Below are 21,464 nucleotides of genomic sequence, written 5' to 3'. Positions count from 1 at the left end.
CCCCCACAAAGATTCCTTCTTTCTATTAAGCATACTGTGTGCTAATTTCCTTCATAGCTGCTATTAGTGCATCCACCTCATCATCCGTTGTAAAATATCCTGGGCTCACCCGCACCGCACCCGTAGCCATAGTTCCAGCTGTTGCATGTGAAAGTGGCGTACAGTGATATCCGGACCGAACAGCAATCTTAAACGATTGGTCGAGAATAAAGGCAAGCTCTGACGAATCCGTCTCCTTGATATTAAATGCAACTATACCTGTTCGCGGCTGATCCCAGGCAGGACCAAGAATAGTTAACCCGTTAATTCCCATGAGGCCTTCCATCAGCTTTCGGGTAAGAAGCAATTCTCTTGCATGTATCTTTTCTACCGTCTCTTGCAGCACAAATTTTATGCCCTCATTAAGCCCTGCAATTCCCACCGTGTTTTGCGTTCCAGCTTCATAACGATCTGGTCTTACATTCGGCTGATCGATATCCTCTGATTTGCTTCCTGTTCCTCCATGGAGCAGTACATCCAATTCCAGATCAGGGTGTAAATATAATCCGCCCGTACCTTGAGGGCCGAGCAGCCCCTTATGTCCTGGAAAAGCCAACATATCAATATTCATATCACTAACATGAATGGGAAGTATGCCTGCACTTTGGGCTGCATCTACAAGCAGCTTAATCCCCTTCTTACGACATAGCTCTCCGATTTCTCCAACTGGCATAATAGTTCCCAGCAGATTTGAGCTGTGATTCACAATGACCATTGAGGTGTTTTGTTGTATGGCGTGCTCTATGTCCTTAACATTAAGCTCTCCAGTTTTATCATTTTGTATATATGAAATTTCTATACCTCGGTGTTTTCTCAAATATTCCAAGGGCCTTCTTACAGAGTTATGTTCAATATTCGTACATATCACATGGTCACCTTCACGCAGGTACCCCTTGATCGCTTGATTGAGCGCATGTGTAGTATTTAAAGCAAACGAAATGTCATTTGGATTTCTAACTCCAAACAGCTTGGCAACTTGCTTCCTTGTTTCAAATAAAGCACGGCTTGCTTTTACTGCCATTTGATGGCTGCCCCTACCAGGATTGGCCGCGTACTCCAGCATGCATGTTTGCATCGCTTGTAGAACAGCGGGTGGCTTTGGCCACGATGTAGCTGCATTATCCAGATAAATAATATCGTTCAAGTTCGTTCTCCCTCCAGACGATTTAAGTATGAACATAACTCTTCTATCGAGGTTTTCGAAGATGAGCGACTATTCTGTCAAAACAAAATGATCTTCTTTACAAGTAAAAAAGCATGCCTTCGTTTTCTCCTTCGAATAGAAAGAAAAACCATCGGCATGCCAGCTCAGCTAATTGTTAAGAAGTTTTTCCTTGCAGCAGCTCCAATAACCGATCCAAATCATCTTTTGAATAGTAAACCAATTCTATCTTACCACGATTGTTTTGGTGTTTAATTTTCACTGTGGTCCGATAAAGATCTCTTAATTGATCTTCAGCTTGGTTAATATATGGGTCTTGGTTTTTTTCTTTTCTCTTCGTTTTCTCTTTTTCTTTAGCCGGATTTTCCTCCAGCTTTTTCACTTCTTCTTCAAGCTCCCGAACACTCCATTGCTTGCTTATCACATTTTCAGCTAATTCTTTTTTAACCTTATCATCCTTAACACCTACAATTGCCCTCGCATGACCCATCGATAATGTTCCACGTGAAACATATTGCTTGATCACTTCAGGTAGCTGCAGAAGTCTTAGAAAGTTCGCTATGTGAGATCTGCTCTTGCCCACCTTAGCCGACAATTCTTCTTGCGTCAAAGAAAATTGATCAATAATGGATTGATAAGCAACAGCTATTTCCATCGCATTTAAATCTTCTCTTTGCACATTTTCAATCAGAGCAATTTCCATAACCTGCTCATCCGTAAAGCTTCTTTCAACCGCTGGAATAGTGGCTAGCCCACAAAGCTGTGAGGCCCGAAATCTTCTTTCACCCGCAATAATTTCAAAGCCCTTGAGTACCTTCCTAACTAGGATAGGCTGGATGACTCCGTGCTCTTTAATGGAGTCTGCTAACTCCTTAATGCTATCTTCATTAAAATGTTTTCTAGGCTGGTATGGATTTGCACGAAGCTGTGCAAGAGGTATTTGAATAACTTTATCGCTCTCATCAATATGTAAGGATGTAATCAAAGCGTCCAATCCTTTACCAAGTCTTTTTGTCATACAGAGATCACTTCCTTCGCCAATTCCATATAAACTTCTGCACCCTTTGATCTAGGATCATAAGTTACAATCGACTGACCATGACTCGGCGCTTCGCTTAAACGAACGTTACGGGGAATAATAGTTTGATAAACCTTTTGCTGGAAATATTTCTTGACCTCTTCAATAACTTGTATACCTAAATTAGTTCTGGCATCAAACATCGTAAGTAGAACCCCTTCTATTTGTAACGAAGTGTTTAAATGTTTTTGGACCAATCGAACCGTGTTAAGTAGTTGACTCAAGCCTTCTAAGGCATAGTATTCACATTGAATCGGAATAATAACAGAATCCGCAGCAGTTAATGAATTTACAGTCAAAATGCCTAATGATGGCGGACAATCTATTAATATATAATCGTACATATGCTTAACAAGATGTAATGATTTCTTCAATCTAACTTCTCTAGATATCGTGGGGACCAGTTCAATCTCAGCCCCTGCAAGTTGGATAGTAGCAGGAATGATTTTCAGATTAGGAATATTTGTATCCATGATAGCATCCTTAGGATGAATATCATTAATGATGACATCATAAATACAATTTGTAACATCTGCTTTATTAATTCCTATACCACTGGTTGTATTCCCTTGGGGGTCAATATCGACAAGCAGCACTTTCTTGCCAAGTGATGCTAAAGAGGCACCCAAGTTTACAGAAGTCGTTGTTTTTCCAACGCCGCCCTTCTGATTGGTTATTGCAATTATTTTAGACAACCCGTTCACCTCTATCATAATATCAACTTACTAAAAAAACCATATCTCTATAGTAACATATCTGTCACTAGCTTACCTTGTCATAATTTGTAAATGAGACCTTAATATGTAGGTGATTCTGATTAGCTAAAAAAATAGATCCTATAGACCCTATAGAAGCAAAAAAAACGGCTTTATGCCGTTTGAAAATGTAGCATCACGAATTTTACTCTTATCATCTCTTAGGAATCTTAATAACAATTTCGTAATGGTCCTCGTGATCTTTTTCAGATGTATGAATGTTTAAACCAGAAGTCGTTACCATTTCTACGGATTGGCGTATCGTATTCAATGCAAGCCTTACGTCCTTAGAAAAAGAAACTCTCTTGGTTTTCTTAATTTTGACGGATTCTTTCAAAAAGTTAATTCTTGTCTCTGTTTGTTTAACGTTTAACTCTTTTAATATGATCTCCTCAAGAACCTTAACCTGCAGCTCTTCTTCACTTAAAGCTAATAAAGCTCTCGCATGACGCTCGGTAATTTTTCGTTCCATCAAGGCGTTTTTAACAGGTTCGCTAACATGAAGTAAGCGTATTTTATTGGCAATTGTAGATTGGCTTTTACCTAAACGTTGAGCCAAGCTTTCTTGAGTCAAATCATGCAGCTCTATCAATTGTTGATAGGCAGCTGCTTCTTCAATCGCAGTAAGTCCTTCACGCTGCAAATTTTCAATAAGAGCAATAGAAGCCGCTTGGGAGTCATTGAAATCGCGTATAATAGCTGGAATTGTATCCATTCCCAACTTTTTAACAGCTCTTAATCGACGCTCTCCAGCAATCAATTCAAAAGAATTATTGCGCACACGAACGACGATAGGCTGAATAATCCCATGAGTACGAATCGTTTGGCTTAGCTCATCTATTCGATCATCATCAAATATAGATCTAGGCTGATAGGGGCTCGGCAAGATACTATTGACAGCTATATTTTTTACTTCATCCGTGACAGCTCGTTCCGTAAATCCAAATAGCTTAGAGATGTGCTCCTTCATATGAAAACATACCACCAACTCTTCCCGCAGTTTTTCTACCCACACTTCCAATAAGGCTAAGTATGGCAATAGGAGAACGAGAACTATTACTCTATTACTAATTCTCCACAAAAGAAGAAGTTCCTGCCAATTAATTATGAACGTTCTATAAATAAAACTGTTTCACGTGAAACAAGTAATTGCAAATAAGCTATCCTTTTGTCAAAGGATTTTTATTTAACAATCCCGCTTTACGTGGATATTTTGCCGGAGTAGCAAAGCGTTTTTTTATTACCACAATATGACGAATCGAATGTTCAGAAGGAAGCTCCATACGATCTACCTGAACAACTTTCCCTTTTAATTCGGAAATACTATATGCTGCATCTAATAGCTCCTCTTCAATCTCGGAGCCTTTCATTGCAATAAAATGTCCATCCTTCTTTACAAAAGGAAGGCATAGCTCATTCAAAACGCTTAGCTTAGCAACAGCCCTTGCCGTAACGAGGTCAAATTGATCCCGATAAGCAGGCATTCTTGAAACGTCCTCTGCTCTTCCGTGAATACATTCAACATTATTCAATTCAAGCTTATCTACTAATTCTTTCAAAAAAATAATTCTTTTGTTTAAAGAGTCTACGATGGTTACTTTTAAATGAGGAAAAATAATTCTAAGAGGAATGCTGGGAAATCCTGCACCCGAGCCTATATCAGCAATAGAAAGGGCTTTGTTCATATCATAATAAAAAGCCAGAGAAAGAGAGTCATAGAAATGCTTCAAATAAACTTGCTCTCTCTCTGTGATAGCTGTTAGGTTGAGCTTATTATTCCATTCAATAAGTTCTTTGTAGTACAGCTCGAACTGGGCTAATTGATTGTCCGAAATAAGAATATCTCGTTCCTTCAGCAATTGTACAAAATTACGTTGTATTTCATCCATATTCGTATTCTCATTCTTATTCGTATTCGTAATCAAATTCATGGTTACCCTCTTGCGGCAATTACTCTGTTGTAATGCTCCAAGTAAACAAGCAATATGGAAATATCTGCTGGGCTTACGCCAGAAATTCTGGTTGCTTGACCAATCGAGATAGGACGTATCTTGGCAAGCTTTTGTTTAGCTTCTGTAGCTATTCCATACACATCGCTGTAATCTATATCATCAGGAATTTTCTTCTTTTCCATTTTACGAAGTCTTTCAACTTGAATAAGCTGTTTCTCGATGTAGCCTGCATATTTAACCTGGATTTCCACCTGCTCCTTCATTTCATCCGTTAAAGGCAACGGTGATGGAGACATTCGTTCAATATGCGTATATTGAATTTCCGGTCTGCGCAAAAGTAATATTAAATCAACTGCATTGTGCAAAATAACGCTATTGGCTTCTTCCAATATAGCCTGTGTGTTTGCATCCGGTCTCGCTTTAGTCGTTTTTAAACGCTCCAACTCTTGTTCGACAAGAGCCTTTTTGTCCAAAAAGTTCTGGTATCGCTCATCGGAGATCAACCCAATTTCATGACCAATCGGAGTTAATCTTAGATCTGCATTGTCATGACGCAAAAGAAGACGATACTCGGCGCGGGAAGTTAGAAGTCTGTAAGGCTCATTCGTTCCTTTGGTAACAAGATCATCGATTAGTACTCCAATGTAGCCTTCCGAACGATCCAGTACTACAGCTTCTTTCCCTTGTACTTTACGTGCTGCATTAATACCCGCCATAACGCCTTGGCCTGCAGCTTCTTCATAGCCTGAAGTTCCGTTAATTTGGCCAGCTGTAAATAGTCCGTCAACAAGCTTAGTTTCCAAAGAGGGCTTAAGCTGGGTAGGAACTACAGCATCATATTCAATAGCATAACCGGTCCGCATCATTTCCACTTTCTCCAGACCAGGAATGGAACGAAGAATATCTAGCTGCACATCCTCCGGCATACTTGTGGAAAGACCTTGTACATAGTATTCCGATGTAGATTCGCCTTCAGGCTCCAAGAAAATTTGATGCTTGGGCTTATCACTGAAACGGACAATTTTATCTTCAATTGAAGGACAGTATCTAGGGCCAGTTCCTTCAATTGCGCCACTAAACATAGGTGCACGATGAAGATTCGAACTGATGATCGTATGCGTCTCTTCTGAAGTATAGGTTAACCAGCAAGGCAACTGCTCCCTCACTTCCTTATCTCCATCAAAAGAGAAAAACTTAGGCTCTTCATCCCCAGGCTGAATCGTCGTTTTGACGAAATCAATCGAATCCTTATGCACGCGTGGAGGTGTCCCCGTTTTAAAACGTACGAGCTCCAACCCCTGCTGACGCAAAGATTCGGATAATTTGACGGATGGCTGCTGATTATTAGGGCCGCTCTCATACATCAGTTCGCCCATAATCACTTTGCCACGCAAATAAGTACCCGTTGTGACGACTACCGCTTTTGCATAATACTCCGCACCAGTTTTCGTAACGATACCTTTACATACTCCGTCTTCCACAATCAACTCTTCCGCCATTCCTTGACGCAGAGTCATATGGGGCGTTTGTTCAATCGTTTCCTTCATCTTATGCTGATAAAGAAATTTATCCGCTTGCGCACGAAGTGCATGAACAGCTGGTCCTTTCCCAGTGTTCAGCATTCTCATTTGAATATAAGTTTTGTCAATATTACGGCCCATCTCTCCACCAATAGCATCAATTTCCCGGACTACATGCCCTTTGGCTGGACCACCGATGGAAGGATTGCATGGCATGAAAGCTACCATATCCAGATTGATCGTTAGCAGCAGTGTTTCGCATCCCATCCGTGCCGAAGCCAAGGCTGCTTCACAACCTGCATGACCCGCACCAATAACGATAACGTCATATTCACCAGCTTTGTAACCCATAGGTATTACCTCCTTCATTCAATCTATTTACCAAAACTCTATTTACCCAAACAGAACTGGGTGAAAATTTGATCAATCAACGATTCCCCTACGGAATCTCCAATAATTTCGCCCAAGTATTCCCAAGCCGAACGCAGATCAATTTGTAATATATCAATGGGCGTATGTTCTTCATTAGCCTGTAATCCATCTTCAAGAGAAGCTCTAGCTTGCTTGAGCAAATGAATATGTCGAATGTTGCTGACATACGTCAAATCCCCAGCCTCAAGCTTCCCTTCGAAAAAGATTCCTGAAATCGCCTTTTCAAGTCCGTCCATTCCAGTACCCTCGACCAGAGATACTTCAACAATACGCTCCTGTGGAAAATAGGCAAGTATTTGATTCATATCCAGCTTACTTGGCAGATCAATTTTGTTAATGATTACTATCGTTTGCTTTCCAGCAAGCTGCCTCATTAACTCTACTTCATCTGGCAGCAGCTCTTCACTTCTACTAATAACAAGCAAAATTAAATCTGCCTCCGCCAGTGCAACTCGTGAACGTTCAACACCTATCTGTTCCACAATGTCCGAAGTTTCACGAATACCTGCCGTATCCAGCAGCTTTAATGGAATTCCACCTACATTAACAAACTCACTAATCACATCCCTGGTTGTACCAGGTACATCTGTAACTATAGCACGATTCTCCTGGGCAAGTTCATTAAGCAAAGACGATTTCCCAACGTTAGGTCTGCCGACAATGGCTGTTTCAATGCCTTCTCTCAGAATCTTCCCCTGCTGTGCTGTGTGCAGCAGCATATCTATATGAGCAAGAGCAGCGGTGCCCTTCTCATGAATATAAGCATTTGTCATCTCTTCGACATCATGCTCCGGATAGTCAATGTTAACCTCAATATGGGCCATAAGCTCCACTAATTGGTGTCTAATTACTTTGATCTGCTTCGAAAGATTCCCTTCCACTTGCTTTAAGGCGATACTGAAAGCCCGATCCGACTTGGCTCGAATTAAATCAATAACCGCTTCTGCCTGTGTTAAATCAATCCGTCCATTAAGAAATGCCCGTTTCGTAAATTCCCCGGGCTCGGCAAGCCGAATCCCCTGCAATAGCAGTAAATCCAAAACCTTTTTAACCGAAACGATACCGCCATGACAGCTGACCTCAACAACATCTTCCATCGTAAAAGATCTGGGGGCGCGCATCACTGTAACCAAAACCTCTTCAACCCGATCCTTAGTAGCAGGAACAATTATATTTCCATAATGTACCGTGTGCGTAGCGGCCTCGGACAGCTTCACCTTCGACTGAAATACACGTTCAACAAGAGGGACCGCTTCTCCGCCGCTTACACGAATAACCGATATCCCCCCCTCCCCCAAAGGAGTGGATATAGCGGCAATCGTATCCATAATCATGACATCACACCTTATAAGAAATTGCTTATTTATGAAAGAAAAAGCAATGACACCGATCAGCAGGTCATTGCGGCTACGACTATTTTAAAGCGATAACAACCCTTCGATTAGGTTCCTCGCCCTTACTGTAAGTTTTCACTACTGGATGATCCTGAAGCTCAAAATGGATCACTTTACGTTCCTGCGAGCTCATCGGTTCCAAGATAACTTCCTTCTTGGTTTTGATAACCCGGCTAGCAAGCCTTGAAGCCAGCTCTTCCAGTGTCTTTCTGCGTCTTTCGCGGAAATTCTCAGCGTCCAGGATAATTCGTAAATGAGAGTCCGAATAGCGGTTTGCTACAATATTGACTAAATACTGCAGAGCATCCAAAGTCTGCCCTCTTTTGCCAATAAGTATACCCAGCTCCGAGCCGCTCATATTGAAGATGGCGCCTTCTTTGTCTTTCCGTTGATCAATGGTGATGGTTACTTTCATCGTCCTAAAAATTTCCTGTAAAAACAAAGCTGCTTCCTCGAACGCATCCGGGATCAATTCGAGCTCTACCTTCGCTTCTCTCGAACCAAAGAGGCCAAACAAACCTCTGGAAGGCTGCTCCAATATATTAATTTTTACACGGTCTTCTGAGACTTGCCATTGAAGAAGTCCGGAGTTCACCGCACTTTCGATGGTTTTACCAGTCACCACGATTTTTTTCATTTGGATAGGCCACCCTTAAGTTTTTGAGGATTCCCATAAATAAAGTAAGACTGAACAATAGTAAAGATATTACTGTAAACCCAGTACAGCGGCAAAGCCGAAGCGAAATTCATCGACATTACAAAGATCAGCACCGGAAATATAAACATCAAGCTTTGCATTTGAGGATTCATCTGAGCAGACATAAACTTCTGCTGAAGAAAAGTCGTAAGCGCCGCGATTGCCGGCAAAATGTACAAGTGATCGGGTTGTCCAAGATTTAACCACAAGAACGTGTGATCATGAATATGCTGGTTGCGCATAATCGATTGATAGAGCGCGATCAGGATTGGCATTTGTACCAGAATAGGGAAACATCCCGCAAGCGGATTTACGCCATTGGCTTGAAACAGCTTCATTGTTTCTTCTTGCTGTTTCTTCGCATCGTCTTTATATTTTTCCTTCAACTTTTTCATTTCAGGCTGCAGATCCTGCATGCGCTTGGAACTGCGGTATTGCTTCAAAGTAAGAGGCAAAATAATAAAGCGGATAATAATCGTTACGACCAGAATGGATAAGCCATATTGACCCCATAGATGATCTGCGAACCAGTCCAGCGTCTCTGTCAACGGGTATACAAAGTACTTCACAAAAAAGCCTGCGGTTTTCGGATCTATCGGCGCACTTGCTGCCTCAGGTGTACAGCCCGATAAAACAAGAATCATGGACAAAAGTAAAGCCGGTACGTAAATTCGACGAGTCAAAATGAGATCCTCCTAAATATTCTTTTCCAACATAAACTATACCACATCTTTCATCCACAAGGAAAGAAATCTCTAGTTTTTCGTCCTGCTGCTTTTTTTGACTAAAGAGGCCTTTCGGATTACATGGAAAATGCTCTTTTCCATAGACTCAAAATCCATTTCCAAAACCGGCTTTCTTGCGATCAGAATGTAATCATAGTGTGGTGTCATTTGTTCTTTTTTTAAACGTACAATTTCTTTCATCATTCTTCGTAAGCGGTTGCGAACAACAGCATTTCCAATTTTCTTGCTCACTGAAACACCGAGACGAAAATGTTCGTTCCCGGGTTGAGGTAAATAATAAAGAACAAACTGGCGATTAGCCTCTGATTTTCCATAGCGGTAAACCTTATTGAAATCTTCCCTCTTGGCTAAGCGATATATTTTTTCCACAGGCGATGACACTCCAGAATATGCAAATTTAAACGGTTCTTCCACGATCAATAATTAAAAAAAAGCCCCTCACGGAGCTTCTCTACTTATGCACTGATAACTTTTCTGCCTTTCAAGCGGCGTGCGCTAAGCACCTTACGACCATTCTTTGTGCTCATTCTTGCACGGAAACCATGATTCTTCTTGCGCTTTCTATTGTTCGGGTTAAACGTCGGACCCATCTATAGCACCTCCCTGAGGATATCCATCCTACAAAAATTTCTCTTATCATTAAACCATTTTGTAAGCAAAAAGTCAAGATTGACTGGCAGCTGCTTCATAGCTGCTTTTATCGAGCTAATAAGCTGTGCACAAGATTGACTGGTGGCTTCTTTTGTCGAACTAACAAGCTGTGTACAAACCTTCCGGCTCTAAAAACGAATAATGTCGAAAACACACAATTTATCAACAATATCTTGTGCTGTTGACAAAACCTATACACAAGTTATTGAGTTTGTGGATAATTGTAAACATTTTATTGATAATCAAGGCTCATTTTGATAATATAATAGTGTTTCTGTTGTGGATACACTCCAACAATCCTCCGAATTATCAACAGCCTGTGGATAACAATGTGAACAAACTACCCTCACTCTGTATAAAATTATTCAGACTATTCTTAATAATGTGGATAAATCGACAAATTGCTTTTTTATTCTACATCTTTTATTCTAACAACTGGCCTTACGCCACATGTTTTTATTTCAAAGGAGTGAACAGCTTGTGGAAGGCCCTACTAACGATCTTTGGCAAGAGGTATTATCCGTCATACAGACGAAGCTAAGTAAGCCGAGTTTTGATACGTGGCTTAAATCTACAAAAGCAAATGTATTTACCGACTCGCTTGTCGTCATTTGTGCGCCGAATAATTTTGCCAGAGAATGGCTGGAAAGCCGCTATACAAAGCTGATTTCCAGTACTATTTATGATCTTGTCGGCAAGCAGGTGGATGTTAAATTTATCATTGAAACGGAAGAACAGAAGAATAACGCAGCAGCCATAGCTCCTGTTACCGTTCTCCCCAAAGGGCCTGCTATAATTTCGCAGGAAGAAACCTTTACTAATATGATGAACGCCAGATATACATTTGATACCTTTGTTATTGGATCCGGCAACCGATTTGCTCATGCGGCCTCTTTGGCTGTTGCTGAAGCACCTGCCAAAGCCTATAATCCGCTTTTTCTTTATGGAGGAGTCGGACTCGGAAAAACCCATTTGATGCATGCCATCGGACATTATGTATTGGAGCATAACCCTGAAGCCAGGGTTTTATATATTTCATCCGAGAAATTTACGAACGAATTCATCAACGCAGTCCGCGATAACCGCGGCGAAGGCTTTCGCAATAAATATAGAACCATCGATGTTCTGCTTATTGATGATATTCAATTTTTGGCTGGTAAAGAAGGTACTCAGGAAGAGTTTTTCCATACTTTTAACGCGCTGCATGAAGAAGGCAAGCAGATCATTATCTCCTCTGATCGCCCGCCTAAGGAAATTCCAACGCTGGAAGACAGACTCCGCTCCCGGTTTGAGTGGGGTCTAATTACGGACATTCAGCCGCCCGATCTGGAAACAAGAATTGCCATTCTACGCAAAAAAGCCAAGGCAGAAAACCTTGACATACCTAACGAGGCCATGATTTACATAGCCAATCAAATTGATACGAATATCCGCGAGCTGGAAGGCGCACTGATTCGGGTTGTTGCCTATTCCTCTTTGATCAATCAGGATATAAGTGTTCATTTAGCCTCGGAAGCACTCAAGGATATTATTCCTTCAAGCCGGCCAAGAGTAATAACTATACAAGATATTCAGCAAAAAGTTGGCGAATTCTATGGTATGAAGCTTGAGGATTTCAAAGCGCGTAAACGCACGAAAGCTGTAGCTTTCCCAAGACAGGTAGCTATGTACCTATCCAGAGAGCTTACCGATTTCTCTCTTCCCAAAATTGGCGATAACTTCGGCGGCAGAGATCATACGACGGTTATTCATGCTCACGATAAAATCAGTGAGTCGCTTAAGGTGGATCAAGAGCTCTATAAGATTATTCATATGCTAACGGAAAAAATAAAAAATCATTCTTAACCATAGTTATTAGTATGCCTATACACAAACAATTCACATGTGGATAGGCTTTACCTTTGCGATATACACAGCTGTATCCACATATTCACAGGCCCTACTACTATTACTAATAAAAAAAAGATATTATAAAGATATATGTCATTCAGATCGAAAATAGAACTGCAGGAGTGAAATTATGAAAATAACCATCCTCAAGGATCAACTTAACGAATCCATTAGCCATGTTTCCAAAGCCATATCCAGCCGGACGACGATTCCCATCTTAACCGGGATAAAAATAGATGCACATGCAAACGGAGTGACCTTAACCGCAAGTGATACAGATATATCGATCCAAAGCTTTACCCCTAATCAAATTGGCAATGATATGATCATAGAAGTTTTCAAACCAGGAAGCGTTGTGCTTCCTTCTAAATTTTTTGTCGAAATCATACGTAAGCTGCCGGCACAAAAAATTGAGATTGAGGTTAAAGACCGTTTTCAAACGATCATTCGCTCTGGTTCTTCCGAAATTCAAATTATGGGACTTGATCCGGAAGAATATCCGCTGCTGCCCCAAATTGAAGAAAGCAAAAAAATAACGATCCCCAGTAATTTACTGAAGGATTTGATCAAACAGACAACATTTGCCGTCTCCACGAATGAATCCACCCCTATCCTGACTGGGGTTCTATGGCATATTAACGAAAACCGCTTGAAATTTATTGCTTGTGATCGTCATCGATTAGCAACAAGAGAAATAACTATAGAAAGTGATTCCCTGCAAAATTTTCACAATACAGTCATTTCGGGCAGAACTTTAAATGAGCTTCACAAAATTTTACCGGATCAAAATAATCTTATAGATATTGTTATTTCAGACAATCAGGTTTTATTCAAAATTCACTCCATATTGTTCTATACAAGGATTCTGGACGGTACTTATCCCGATACCTCCAAGCTTATTCCCGAATCTTTTCAAACAGATTTAGTTGTTCCAACCAAGGAGCTTGCGGATGCGATCGACCGGGCCTACCTTCTTTCCAGAGAAGATAAAACGAATATTGTCAAAATGATTATGCATGAGGACGAGTCTTTAGAGATTTCATCGAGCTCTTCCGAGCTGGGTAAGGTAACGGAGCAAATAAAGCTGAAGCATATTGCAGGAGAGCTGCTGCGGATTTCTTTTAACTCCAAGTATATGCTGGATGCACTAAAAGTGATGGATAGCGATCATATTCGTATCGGATTCACTGGAGCCATGCATCCAATCATTATTAAACCAGAGGAAGACACAAGCATTCTTCAGCTGATCCTCCCCTACCGGACAACGAATTAAGAAGCCTAAGGAGCAAAATATGAAACCAATTTCAATTCATACGGATTACATTACGTTAGGCCAGTTTTTAAAACTTTCAGAATGTATATCCACAGGTGGACAAGCTAAATTTTTTCTGGAAGAAACAGCGATTCAAGTCAATGGAGAACCTGAAAATCGAAGAGGAAAGAAGCTGGTGCCGCATGATGTAGTGACTGTGGAGGGCTTCGGGTCGTTTGAGGTGGTAAGCTCCTGATGGTAAGGCTCAGGCCGGGAGGAAAGAAAAGTGTTCTTAACCAAGTTTAGCTTGCAGCATTACCGCAACTATGAACAAGTAGAATTGTCCACAAACAGCAATGTGAATATTTTTGTCGGACCCAACGCGCAAGGGAAAACAAATTTACTGGAAGCCATTTATGTGATGGCTCTAACCAAATCGCACCGGACCCACCAGGATAAAGAGCTTATAGGCTGGAATTCCGAGCAAGCGTTTTTGCATGCAGAGGTAAACAAAAAGTACGGCCCCTGCAAGCTGGATCTGCAAATTACCCAAAAAGGGAAAAAAGCTAAAATTAACGGACTTGAACAAAGAAAACTAAGTAATTTCATTGGGGCAATGAATGTCGTTATGTTTGCTCCCGAAGACCTGGAAATTGTAAAAGGTGCTCCTGGAGGAAGACGGCGTTTTCTTGATATGGAGATTGGCCAAGTCCAGCCCTCCTATCTGTATGACCTCTCCCAATATCAAAAAATTTTGCAGCAAAGAAACCATGGATTAAAGCAATCTATCGGTTCCGGACAGGCTGGAGAAGCCTTACTTGCCGTGTGGAATGAACAATTAGCGCAGTATGGTGTTAAAATTATGAAAAAACGTCAAAGCTTTATAAAGAAACTGCAGCATTGGGCGGAAACGATTCATAAAGGCATCACGAACGATCAGGAAAGCCTGACAATTCGCTATGCCCCATCTTTTGAATTTCCCGAGAATGAAGATGAATCTGTTTTATTTAGCCAATTTATGATAAAGTTATCACAGGTAAAGGATCAGGAACTAAGACGTGGGATAACACTGGTCGGTCCACATCGTGATGATCTTCTTTTTTTTATCAACGAAAAAGAAGTTCAAACCTATGGTTCCCAGGGGCAGCAGAGGACAACGGCGCTTTCTTTGAAATTGGCGGAAATCGAGCTTATCCACGGAGAAGTTGGAGAATACCCCCTCCTGCTTCTGGATGATGTGCTCTCAGAGCTTGATGAATACAGGCAGACACAATTGATTCGAACGTTTCAGCGCAAGGTGCAAACATTTATTACAACGACCGGTCTGGAAAGCGTGCACCTTGACAAGTTGGATGACGCTTCCGTATTTCATGTGCTTGAAGGAAAAGTAAGCAGCAGGAGTTGAGAAGATGTTTATTCATTTGGGCAGCGATAAAATAATTAGGACTTCCGAGCTGATTGCGATTTTTGATATGTCGATTGAAAAATCCTCGAAAATATCCAAACAATTTATTGAGCAGGCAAGCAAGGATAAAAAAACCGAGATCATTGGTGAAGAAGAATGCAAATCACTGGTAGTGACCTGCAATAAGGTCTATTACTCCCCTATTTCCTCTACAACTCTTAAAAAAAGAGCGAATCAGCTTCTAACGAACTAACCGGTCGTAACTATAAAAAAGCAGGTGAAGGATAAAATGTCTGTGAATCAAAATTCGTATGATGAGAATCAGATTCAAGTACTCGAAGGCTTGGAGGCTGTAAGAAAAAGGCCTGGTATGTACATTGGCTCCACGAGCGGCCGAGGACTTCATCATCTCGTATGGGAAGTTGTCGACAATAGTATCGATGAAGCTTTAGCCGGACACTGTACTAGAATTGACGTGATTATCCACAAGAACAACAGTGTAACGGTTATTGATAATGGCCGTGGGATCCCTGTCGGCGTCCAATCCAAAATGAATAGACCGGCTCTCGAGGTCGTATTAACGGTTCTTCATGCTGGTGGGAAATTTGGCGGAGAAGGCTATAAAGTTTCTGGCGGTTTGCACGGTGTAGGGGTTTCCGTTGTGAATGCACTGTCCGTGAAGCTTGTTGCTACTGTTAAGCGTGAAGGCAAGATACACCAGCAGGAATACAGCCGCGGCGCCCCGCAGTATGACCTGAAGGTGATTGGCGAATCCGAAGAAACGGGAACACAAATTACGTTCCAGCCGGATCCTGAGATTTTCACTGAAACGACTGAGTACGATTACGATATTCTGCAGGCTCGTCTCCGTGAGCTGGCTTTTTTAAATAAGGGACTTGAAATCAATTTACTTGATGAACGAACCGATACCTCCAATACGTTCCATGCTGAAGGGGGAATTGCTTCCTTTGTCGAGCATTTGAACCGAAATCGGGAAACCGTAAATAAAGAGCCTATCTATGTGGAGGGCAATAAGGATAATATTCAAATAGAGATAGCGATTCAATACAACGATGCGTACACCGAGAATATTTATTCTTTTGCCAATAACATCAACACACATGAAGGCGGAACCCACGAATCAGGTTTCAAGAGTGCTTTAACAAGAGTTTTGAATGATTATGCCCGTAAATCCAATTCCATTAAAGATAATGATTCAAACCTATCCGGTGACGATGTGCGTGAAGGTCTTGTCGCTATCATTTCCGTCAAAATACCTGAGCCGCAGTTCGAGGGGCAGACGAAGACCAAGCTAGGTAACAGTGAAGTCAGAGGGATCGTTGAATCTCTGTTTGCCGAAAAGCTGCAAGAGTTTCTGGAAGAAAATCCTGCAGTGGCCCGAAAAATTTTGGAAAAAGGAATTCAGGCTGCCAGAGCAAGAGAAGCAGCTCGTAAAGCAAGAGAACTGACAAGGCGCAAAAGTGCTTTGGAGGTCAGCTCCCTTCCTGGTAAATTAGCCGATTGTTCATCCAAGGATGCTTCGATCAGCGAGGTTTACATTGTAGAAGGAGACTCTGCGGGCGGGTCTGCCAAGCAAGGACGTGATCGTCATTTTCAGGCGATTCTCCCACTGCGCGGCAAAATTTTGAACGTAGAGAAGGCCAGACTGGATAAAATTTTGTCCAACACGGAAATTCGGGCGATCATTACAGCTCTCGGTACCGGGATTAGTGATGAGTTCGATATTGCAAAAGCCAGGTATCACAAAATCGTTATTATGACGGATGCGGATGTCGATGGTGCGCATATTCGGACACTGCTGCTTACTTTCTTTTATAGATATATGAAAAAGTTAATCGAGGTTGGTTACGTCTATATTGCACAACCACCGCTCTATAAACTGGAACGAAATAAGGTCGTTCGCTATGCTTATAACGATAAGCAAAGAGAAATTATTATGCAGGAGTTCGGAGAAAGCAGTAAAGTGAATGTCCAGCGCTATAAAGGACTAGGAGAAATGAATCCCGAGCAGCTATGGGATACAACTATGGATCCGGAAAGCCGGACGTTCCTGCAGGTGACTATTGAAGATGCCATTGAAGCGGATGCGATGTTTGATACGCTTATGGGGGACAATGTGGAACCAAGAAGAGAATTTATTGAAGAGCATGCTAAATATGTGAAAAACTTGGACGTTTAGTACCTTTTGACGGTGCAAGTTTGGGAAAAAGCTCAGGAGGTTAAGGAATGACCGATGAATTAAATTCACAAGTGAAAGAAATCGACATCGGATTGGAAATGCGCACCTCCTTTATGGATTATGCGATGAGCATTATTGTCAGTCGTGCGCTTCCTGATGTTAGAGACGGTCTCAAGCCGGTTCACCGTCGGATTCTATTCGCCATGTCCGAGCTTGGGATGTCACCGGATAAGCCACACAAAAAATCGGCGAGAATTGTCGGCGAAGTTATCGGTAAGTATCACCCACACGGAGATTCGGCTGTATACGAAACGATGGTGCGGATGGCCCAGAACTTCTCGCTGCGTTATATGCTGGTAGACGGTCATGGAAACTTCGGATCGATTGATGGTGATATGGCAGCTGCTATGCGTTATACGGAAGCCAGATTATCCAAAGTTGCTATGGAGCTGCTCCGTGATATTAATAAAGAAACTGTAGATTTCGCACCAAACTATGATGGTGAAGAGAATGAGCCTGTCGTACTGCCGTCCAGATACCCCAATTTGCTGGTCAATGGCGTTTCCGGTATTGCTGTAGGTATGGCTACGAATATTCCTCCCCATAATATGCGTGAAGTCATAGATGGTTTGCAGCAGCTGATTAAGGATCCGGATATTAGTCCTCTGGAGCTTATGCAATCTATTAAAGGGCCAGATTTCCCTACCGGGGGCTTTATATTAGGCAGAGAAGGCATTAGACAAGCCTATTCGACCGGGAGAGGCTCCGTTACGATGCGGGCCAGAGCGGTTATTGAAGAACATAACAATAAAGCAAGAATTATTGTGAATGAGCTTCCGTATCAGGTTAATAAAGCCAGACTCATTGAGAAAATTGCCGAGCTGGTTCGCGAGAAAAAAATTGAAGGTATCACAGATCTGCGAGATGAGTCTGACCGCAATGGTATGCGTATCGTGATTGAGCTCCGCAGAGACGTCAATCCGAGCGTAATCTTGAATAATTTATATAAGCAGACAGCCATGCAATCCAACTTCGGTATTATTATGCTGGCGCTGGTAAACGGCCAACCTAAAGTATTGAATTTGCGGGATATTCTTTATCATTATCTCCAGCATCAGCAGGAAATCATTCGGCGCAGAACCGAATTTGAATTAAAGAAAGCGGAGGCCCGCGCTCATATTCTTGAAGGCTTGCGAATCGCTCTCGATCATCTGGATCAAGTGATTGCACTTATTAGAGCCTCTCAGACGACAGAGGAAGCCAGAGAAGGGCTGATGAGCTCCTTTAGCTTAAGCCTTGATCAAGCTCAAGCGATTCTCGATATGCGCTTGCAGCGTCTGACTGGACTCGAAAGAGACAAGATTGAAAATGAATATGCGGAGCTTCTCAAAAAAATTGCTGAATACAAAGCCATTCTAGGCAATGAGGAATTGGTTCTTGCTATTATCAGCGAAGAGCTGAATGAAATAAAAGAGAAGTTCGGTGATGAAAGACGCTCCGAAATCACAATCGGTGAAGAGAGCATCGAAGATGAAGATCTGATTCCTCGTGAAGATGTCGTCATTACGATCACTCATACCGGGTATATTAAACGCCTCCCTGTTGGAACTTACCGCAGCCAAAAGCGCGGTGGCCGTGGTGTAGTGGGGATGGATACGAAGGATAACGATTTTGTCGAGCATCTTTTCGTAACCAACACGCACCATTACCTGATGTTTTTTACAAACAAGGGTAAGGTGTACCGGTTGAAGGCTTACGAGATTCCAGATCTAAGCCGCACAGCAAGGGGCACACCTATCATCAATTTAATTCAAATTGAACAAGGTGAGATCGTTAATGCTGTGATACCTGTGGAAAGCTTCGAATCCGAGCAGTACCTGTTTTTTGCTACGAAGCAAGGTATTGTGAAGAAAACGCCAATCAGCGATTATTCGAATATCCGTAAAGGTGGCTTAATCGCTATCAATGTGCGGGAAGACGATGATCTAATTGGAGTAAAGCTGACTGATGGCAATCAAGGCATCATTATGGGAACCAAGCTTGGCATGTCGATCCATTTCCCTGAGCAGGATGTCCGTCCAATGGGCAGATCCGCAACAGGGGTAAAAGGGATTCATCTGGTCAAGGACGATATCGTTATCGATATGGATGTGGTCCGTGAGGATAACAGCGTGCTTATCGTAACTACCAAGGGATCTGGGAAGCGTACGCCTGTCTCCGAATACCGCATACAGTCCCGCGGCGGAAAAGGTATCAAGACGCTTAATGTTACAGAGAAGAACGGACCGGTTGTTGGACTTAAGGTTGTGCAGGATGATGAAGATCTGATGATTATTACATCATTAGGAACTGTTATACGCACAAGCATGGCCGGAATATCCATGATGGGGCGTTATACCCAGGGTGTCCGTCTCATTAACATCAGAGAAGATGATGAAGTAGCTACATTGGCTCGAGTTCAGAAAAATGAGGAATCCGATGATCTTGCGGATGATCTCGAAGATGGAGAAGAGCAAGAATAGCCGTATCTTTAAAATTTAATATTTCGAAAAAAGAAGGATGGGGACTTACAAACCCATTCTTTTTGTTTTACAATAGCAAATAAGTAATAGACGAAGAGTAAGGTGAGTGAGTATTTATGCCCATGATTGCCGTTTCCCAATTGAAAGATGGAGAGCGATTAAGTGATAATGTTTTGACAAAGCTTGGCAGCACTCTTTTTTATAAAGGAATAGTAGTATCAGAAAGAGAGATTGAAATTTTAAAAGCCTTTCTTATCCAAGCGGTACCCATCGAATCCAGAGAAGGTCAGGAAGCGGAAGAGAATTGGGAGGAAAGTAAAGCAAAAGAGGAAGCAATCGTCATCCACCCTTTTTATGAGGAATATAACAAAATGCTGCAACTGCTGAAGCGTGTGTTTAATCTTGCCAGCGGGGGACAAAGCTTACCTATTCTTGATATTCGCACAAATCTGGAAGCCTTGCTTCAGCATATCGATTTCTATAAGGTTCTTACTTTTTCTCCAAAGCATGCGCTTATAGCCGATTATTTTTATCATAAAAGCATCATGGTCAGCCTTTCTTCCTATTCTCTTGCCAGATGGTATGGACTTCCACAGAAGGATTTGATGCAGATTGCATTGGCCGGACTGCTCCATGATATCGGGAATGTGAAAGTGGATGCTGATATATTGAATAAAAATAAAAAATTAACCGAAAGAGAAATGGAAGAAGTAAAGAAGCATACGATTACCGGCTATTCGATTCTAAAAAATGTTCCTGCTTTAAATGAGGGAGCGAAGTTATGTGCTTTGCAGCATCATGAACGGGAGGATGGTTCGGGGTACCCTTTAAGTGTCAAAGGAGATAAAATTCATTCTTATGCTAAAATAGTTGCCATTGCCGATATCTATCATGCTATGACCAATGATCGTATCTATAAGCTGGCCATGTCTCCTTATCTTGTCCTGGAACAATTGTTTACAGAATCCTTCGGCAAAGTGGATCCTGCCCTGGTTCAGGTATTCATAAGTAAATCAACACAGTTTGATCAGGGTACGTTGGTAAAGCTAAGTGATAACCGTGTCGGTGAAATCGTCTTTTCGGATCGGGCGAATCCTACACGTCCCTGGGTGAATGTGAATGGAACGATTGTTAATCTTTCTATGGAAAGAGCTTTATTCATTAAAGATGTAATATCCTCTAAATGAACACTACTCTAAATGAGCACTAATGGAACAGACAAATAAGCAATGTGCTTTTTCATCCCGCAAGAAAGATATTGCTTGCTGTTTGCTTACTGATAAAAACGGCGGGGCAATTGGTATCTATGGAGCATTTAAGGCTGTAAAGCAGCAGCCAGAATGCTTCAAATGGGCTCATTATTGAAATTTAATAAAAATATTAAAAAAAAGCTTGCATTCCTATCCACTGATGTGGTATCTTATAAAAGTTGCCGCTAAAAAGCGACATCAAGCGACAAAATGTTAAAGCTTATATGAAAAAAAATAAGTTAAACACTTTACTTGCAAAAGAGAAATGAATATGGTATATTAGTCTTCTGGCTTTCGAGAGAGAGTTAGACGAAAAGTAAAACTGCTAGAGAAATTGTTCTTTGAAAACTGAATAACGAGTGAAGAAGAGATCGCCTGATGAGGCCTCGGATCCTAACGGAAATGAAGCACACAAGTGATCAAAAAAAGTTTTAAAATGAGATGTAAATCTCGTCAGTTTCGAATTTTGAGCTGTTAAGCTTGAGAATAAAAAGTCGTGTAAGACCTCGGTCCTATGCG

General features: G+C 41.6%; 19 protein-coding genes. 8 read left to right on the top strand and 11 right to left on the bottom strand.

Features of this window, described 5'->3' with window-relative positions:
• Positions 1 to 25: 25 nt before the first annotated feature.
• From J2Z66_RS30020 to rpmH, 11 genes are all read right to left on the bottom strand, one after another.
• Positions 26 to 1,219 carry an aminotransferase class V-fold PLP-dependent enzyme gene (locus J2Z66_RS30020; protein ID WP_209976450.1) on the bottom strand — a complete coding sequence of 398 codons (1,194 nt, stop codon included), beginning with the start codon at positions 1,217 to 1,219 and terminating at the stop codon, positions 26 to 28.
• A 139-nt stretch (positions 1,220 to 1,358) separates the two neighbouring features.
• A complete protein-coding gene (locus J2Z66_RS30015) occupies positions 1,359 to 2,219 on the bottom strand; it encodes a ParB/RepB/Spo0J family partition protein (RefSeq protein ID WP_209976449.1) in 861 nt (286 codons plus the stop codon).
• Positions 2,216 to 2,974, bottom strand: coding sequence for a ParA family protein (locus J2Z66_RS30010; RefSeq protein WP_209976448.1), 759 nt, complete (start codon positions 2,972 to 2,974; stop codon positions 2,216 to 2,218). The genes J2Z66_RS30015 and J2Z66_RS30010 overlap by 4 nt, the downstream gene beginning before the upstream one ends.
• A gap of 214 nt (positions 2,975 to 3,188) precedes the next feature.
• A complete protein-coding gene (gene noc / locus J2Z66_RS30005) occupies positions 3,189 to 4,004 on the bottom strand; it encodes a nucleoid occlusion protein (protein WP_209976447.1) in 816 nt (271 codons plus the stop codon).
• Between the two features lie 190 nt (positions 4,005 to 4,194).
• Entirely contained in the window at positions 4,195 to 4,923 is a 729-nt protein-coding gene (gene rsmG, locus J2Z66_RS30000; protein ID WP_209976446.1) for a 16S rRNA (guanine(527)-N(7))-methyltransferase RsmG, read from the bottom strand.
• Between the two features lie 44 nt (positions 4,924 to 4,967).
• Complete coding sequence (gene mnmG, locus J2Z66_RS29995; RefSeq protein WP_209976445.1) at positions 4,968 to 6,857, bottom strand: tRNA uridine-5-carboxymethylaminomethyl(34) synthesis enzyme MnmG; 1,890 nt, start codon at positions 6,855 to 6,857, stop codon at positions 4,968 to 4,970.
• 38 nt (positions 6,858 to 6,895) lie between these two features.
• Complete coding sequence (gene mnmE, locus J2Z66_RS29990; RefSeq protein WP_209976444.1) at positions 6,896 to 8,272, bottom strand: tRNA uridine-5-carboxymethylaminomethyl(34) synthesis GTPase MnmE; 1,377 nt, start codon at positions 8,270 to 8,272, stop codon at positions 6,896 to 6,898.
• Positions 8,273 to 8,351: 79 nt separating this feature from the next.
• Positions 8,352 to 8,969 carry an RNA-binding cell elongation regulator Jag/EloR gene (jag, locus tag J2Z66_RS29985; RefSeq protein ID WP_209976443.1) on the bottom strand — a complete coding sequence of 206 codons (618 nt, stop codon included), beginning with the start codon at positions 8,967 to 8,969 and terminating at the stop codon, positions 8,352 to 8,354.
• Entirely contained in the window at positions 8,966 to 9,712 is a 747-nt protein-coding gene (gene yidC / locus J2Z66_RS29980) for a membrane protein insertase YidC (RefSeq protein WP_245375952.1), read from the bottom strand. The genes jag and yidC overlap by 4 nt, the downstream gene beginning before the upstream one ends.
• A 72-nt stretch (positions 9,713 to 9,784) precedes the next feature.
• On the bottom strand, positions 9,785 to 10,144 hold the full coding sequence (rnpA, locus tag J2Z66_RS29975) for a ribonuclease P protein component (RefSeq protein ID WP_209976442.1): 360 nt from the start codon (positions 10,142 to 10,144) through the stop codon (positions 9,785 to 9,787).
• A gap of 86 nt (positions 10,145 to 10,230) precedes the next feature.
• On the bottom strand, positions 10,231 to 10,365 hold the full coding sequence (rpmH, locus tag J2Z66_RS29970) for a 50S ribosomal protein L34 (RefSeq protein WP_209976441.1): 135 nt from the start codon (positions 10,363 to 10,365) through the stop codon (positions 10,231 to 10,233).
• Between the two features lie 541 nt (positions 10,366 to 10,906).
• Here rpmH and dnaA point away from each other — a divergent pair.
• The 8 genes from dnaA to J2Z66_RS29930 all read left to right on the top strand — a co-directional run bounded on the left by dnaA (position 10,907) and on the right by J2Z66_RS29930 (position 20,882).
• Complete coding sequence (gene dnaA, locus J2Z66_RS29965) at positions 10,907 to 12,271, top strand: chromosomal replication initiator protein DnaA (RefSeq protein ID WP_312894833.1); 1,365 nt, start codon at positions 10,907 to 10,909, stop codon at positions 12,269 to 12,271.
• 175 nt (positions 12,272 to 12,446) lie between these two features.
• Positions 12,447 to 13,589, top strand: coding sequence for a DNA polymerase III subunit beta (gene dnaN / locus J2Z66_RS29960; RefSeq protein WP_209976439.1), 1,143 nt, complete (start codon positions 12,447 to 12,449; stop codon positions 13,587 to 13,589).
• 19 nt (positions 13,590 to 13,608) lie between these two features.
• Positions 13,609 to 13,824, top strand: coding sequence for a S4 domain-containing protein YaaA (yaaA, locus tag J2Z66_RS29955; RefSeq protein ID WP_209976438.1), 216 nt, complete (start codon positions 13,609 to 13,611; stop codon positions 13,822 to 13,824).
• 30 nt (positions 13,825 to 13,854) lie between these two features.
• Positions 13,855 to 14,973 (top strand): DNA replication/repair protein RecF, encoded by a 1,119-nt coding sequence (recF, locus tag J2Z66_RS29950; protein WP_209976437.1) that lies wholly within the window; start codon positions 13,855 to 13,857, stop codon positions 14,971 to 14,973.
• 4 nt (positions 14,974 to 14,977) lie between these two features.
• Positions 14,978 to 15,226 (top strand): extracellular matrix regulator RemB, encoded by a 249-nt coding sequence (gene remB / locus J2Z66_RS29945; protein ID WP_209976436.1) that lies wholly within the window; start codon positions 14,978 to 14,980, stop codon positions 15,224 to 15,226.
• Positions 15,227 to 15,262: 36 nt separating this feature from the next.
• Positions 15,263 to 17,173 (top strand): DNA topoisomerase (ATP-hydrolyzing) subunit B, encoded by a 1,911-nt coding sequence (gene gyrB, locus J2Z66_RS29940; protein WP_209976435.1) that lies wholly within the window; start codon positions 15,263 to 15,265, stop codon positions 17,171 to 17,173.
• Positions 17,174 to 17,220: 47 nt separating this feature from the next.
• A complete protein-coding gene (gyrA, locus tag J2Z66_RS29935; RefSeq protein ID WP_209976434.1) occupies positions 17,221 to 19,695 on the top strand; it encodes a DNA gyrase subunit A in 2,475 nt (824 codons plus the stop codon).
• Between the two features lie 116 nt (positions 19,696 to 19,811).
• Positions 19,812 to 20,882: an HD-GYP domain-containing protein gene (locus tag J2Z66_RS29930; RefSeq protein ID WP_209976433.1), complete on the top strand. Its 1,071-nt coding sequence runs from the start codon at positions 19,812 to 19,814 to the stop codon at positions 20,880 to 20,882.
• The last annotated feature ends 582 nt before the right edge of the window (positions 20,883 to 21,464 follow it).

Source organism: Paenibacillus eucommiae (genome assembly GCF_017874215.1).
Taxonomy (GTDB): Bacteria; Bacillota; Bacilli; order Paenibacillales; family NBRC-103111; genus Paenibacillus_AI; species Paenibacillus_AI eucommiae.
Note: the sequence above shows the minus strand (reverse complement) of the source record. Positions and strands in the feature narration are given on the sequence as shown.

What these genes read in the sequence shown, in the direction of transcription:
- yaaA (WP_209976438.1), top strand. Translation starts at nt 13,609, where the DNA reads ATGAAACCAATTTCAATTCATACGGATTACATTACGTTAGGCCAGTTT.
- remB (WP_209976436.1), top strand. Translation starts at nt 14,978, where the DNA reads ATGTTTATTCATTTGGGCAGCGATAAAATAATTAGGACTTCCGAGCTG.
- noc (WP_209976447.1), bottom strand. Translation starts at nt 4,004, where the DNA reads ATGAAGGAGCACATCTCTAAGCTATTTGGATTTACGGAACGAGCTGTC.
- J2Z66_RS30020 (WP_209976450.1), bottom strand. Translation starts at nt 1,219, where the DNA reads ATGTTCATACTTAAATCGTCTGGAGGGAGAACGAACTTGAACGATATT.
- rsmG (WP_209976446.1), bottom strand. Translation starts at nt 4,923, where the DNA reads ATGGATGAAATACAACGTAATTTTGTACAATTGCTGAAGGAACGAGAT.
- mnmG (WP_209976445.1), bottom strand. Translation starts at nt 6,857, where the DNA reads ATGGGTTACAAAGCTGGTGAATATGACGTTATCGTTATTGGTGCGGGT.
- jag (WP_209976443.1), bottom strand. Translation starts at nt 8,969, where the DNA reads ATGAAAAAAATCGTGGTGACTGGTAAAACCATCGAAAGTGCGGTGAAC.
- mnmE (WP_209976444.1), bottom strand. Translation starts at nt 8,272, where the DNA reads ATGATTATGGATACGATTGCCGCTATATCCACTCCTTTGGGGGAGGGG.
- gyrB (WP_209976435.1), top strand. Translation starts at nt 15,263, where the DNA reads ATGTCTGTGAATCAAAATTCGTATGATGAGAATCAGATTCAAGTACTC.
- J2Z66_RS30015 (WP_209976449.1), bottom strand. Translation starts at nt 2,219, where the DNA reads ATGACAAAAAGACTTGGTAAAGGATTGGACGCTTTGATTACATCCTTA.
- gyrA (WP_209976434.1), top strand. Translation starts at nt 17,221, where the DNA reads ATGACCGATGAATTAAATTCACAAGTGAAAGAAATCGACATCGGATTG.
- dnaN (WP_209976439.1), top strand. Translation starts at nt 12,447, where the DNA reads ATGAAAATAACCATCCTCAAGGATCAACTTAACGAATCCATTAGCCAT.
- J2Z66_RS29930 (WP_209976433.1), top strand. Translation starts at nt 19,812, where the DNA reads ATGCCCATGATTGCCGTTTCCCAATTGAAAGATGGAGAGCGATTAAGT.
- rpmH (WP_209976441.1), bottom strand. Translation starts at nt 10,365, where the DNA reads ATGGGTCCGACGTTTAACCCGAACAATAGAAAGCGCAAGAAGAATCAT.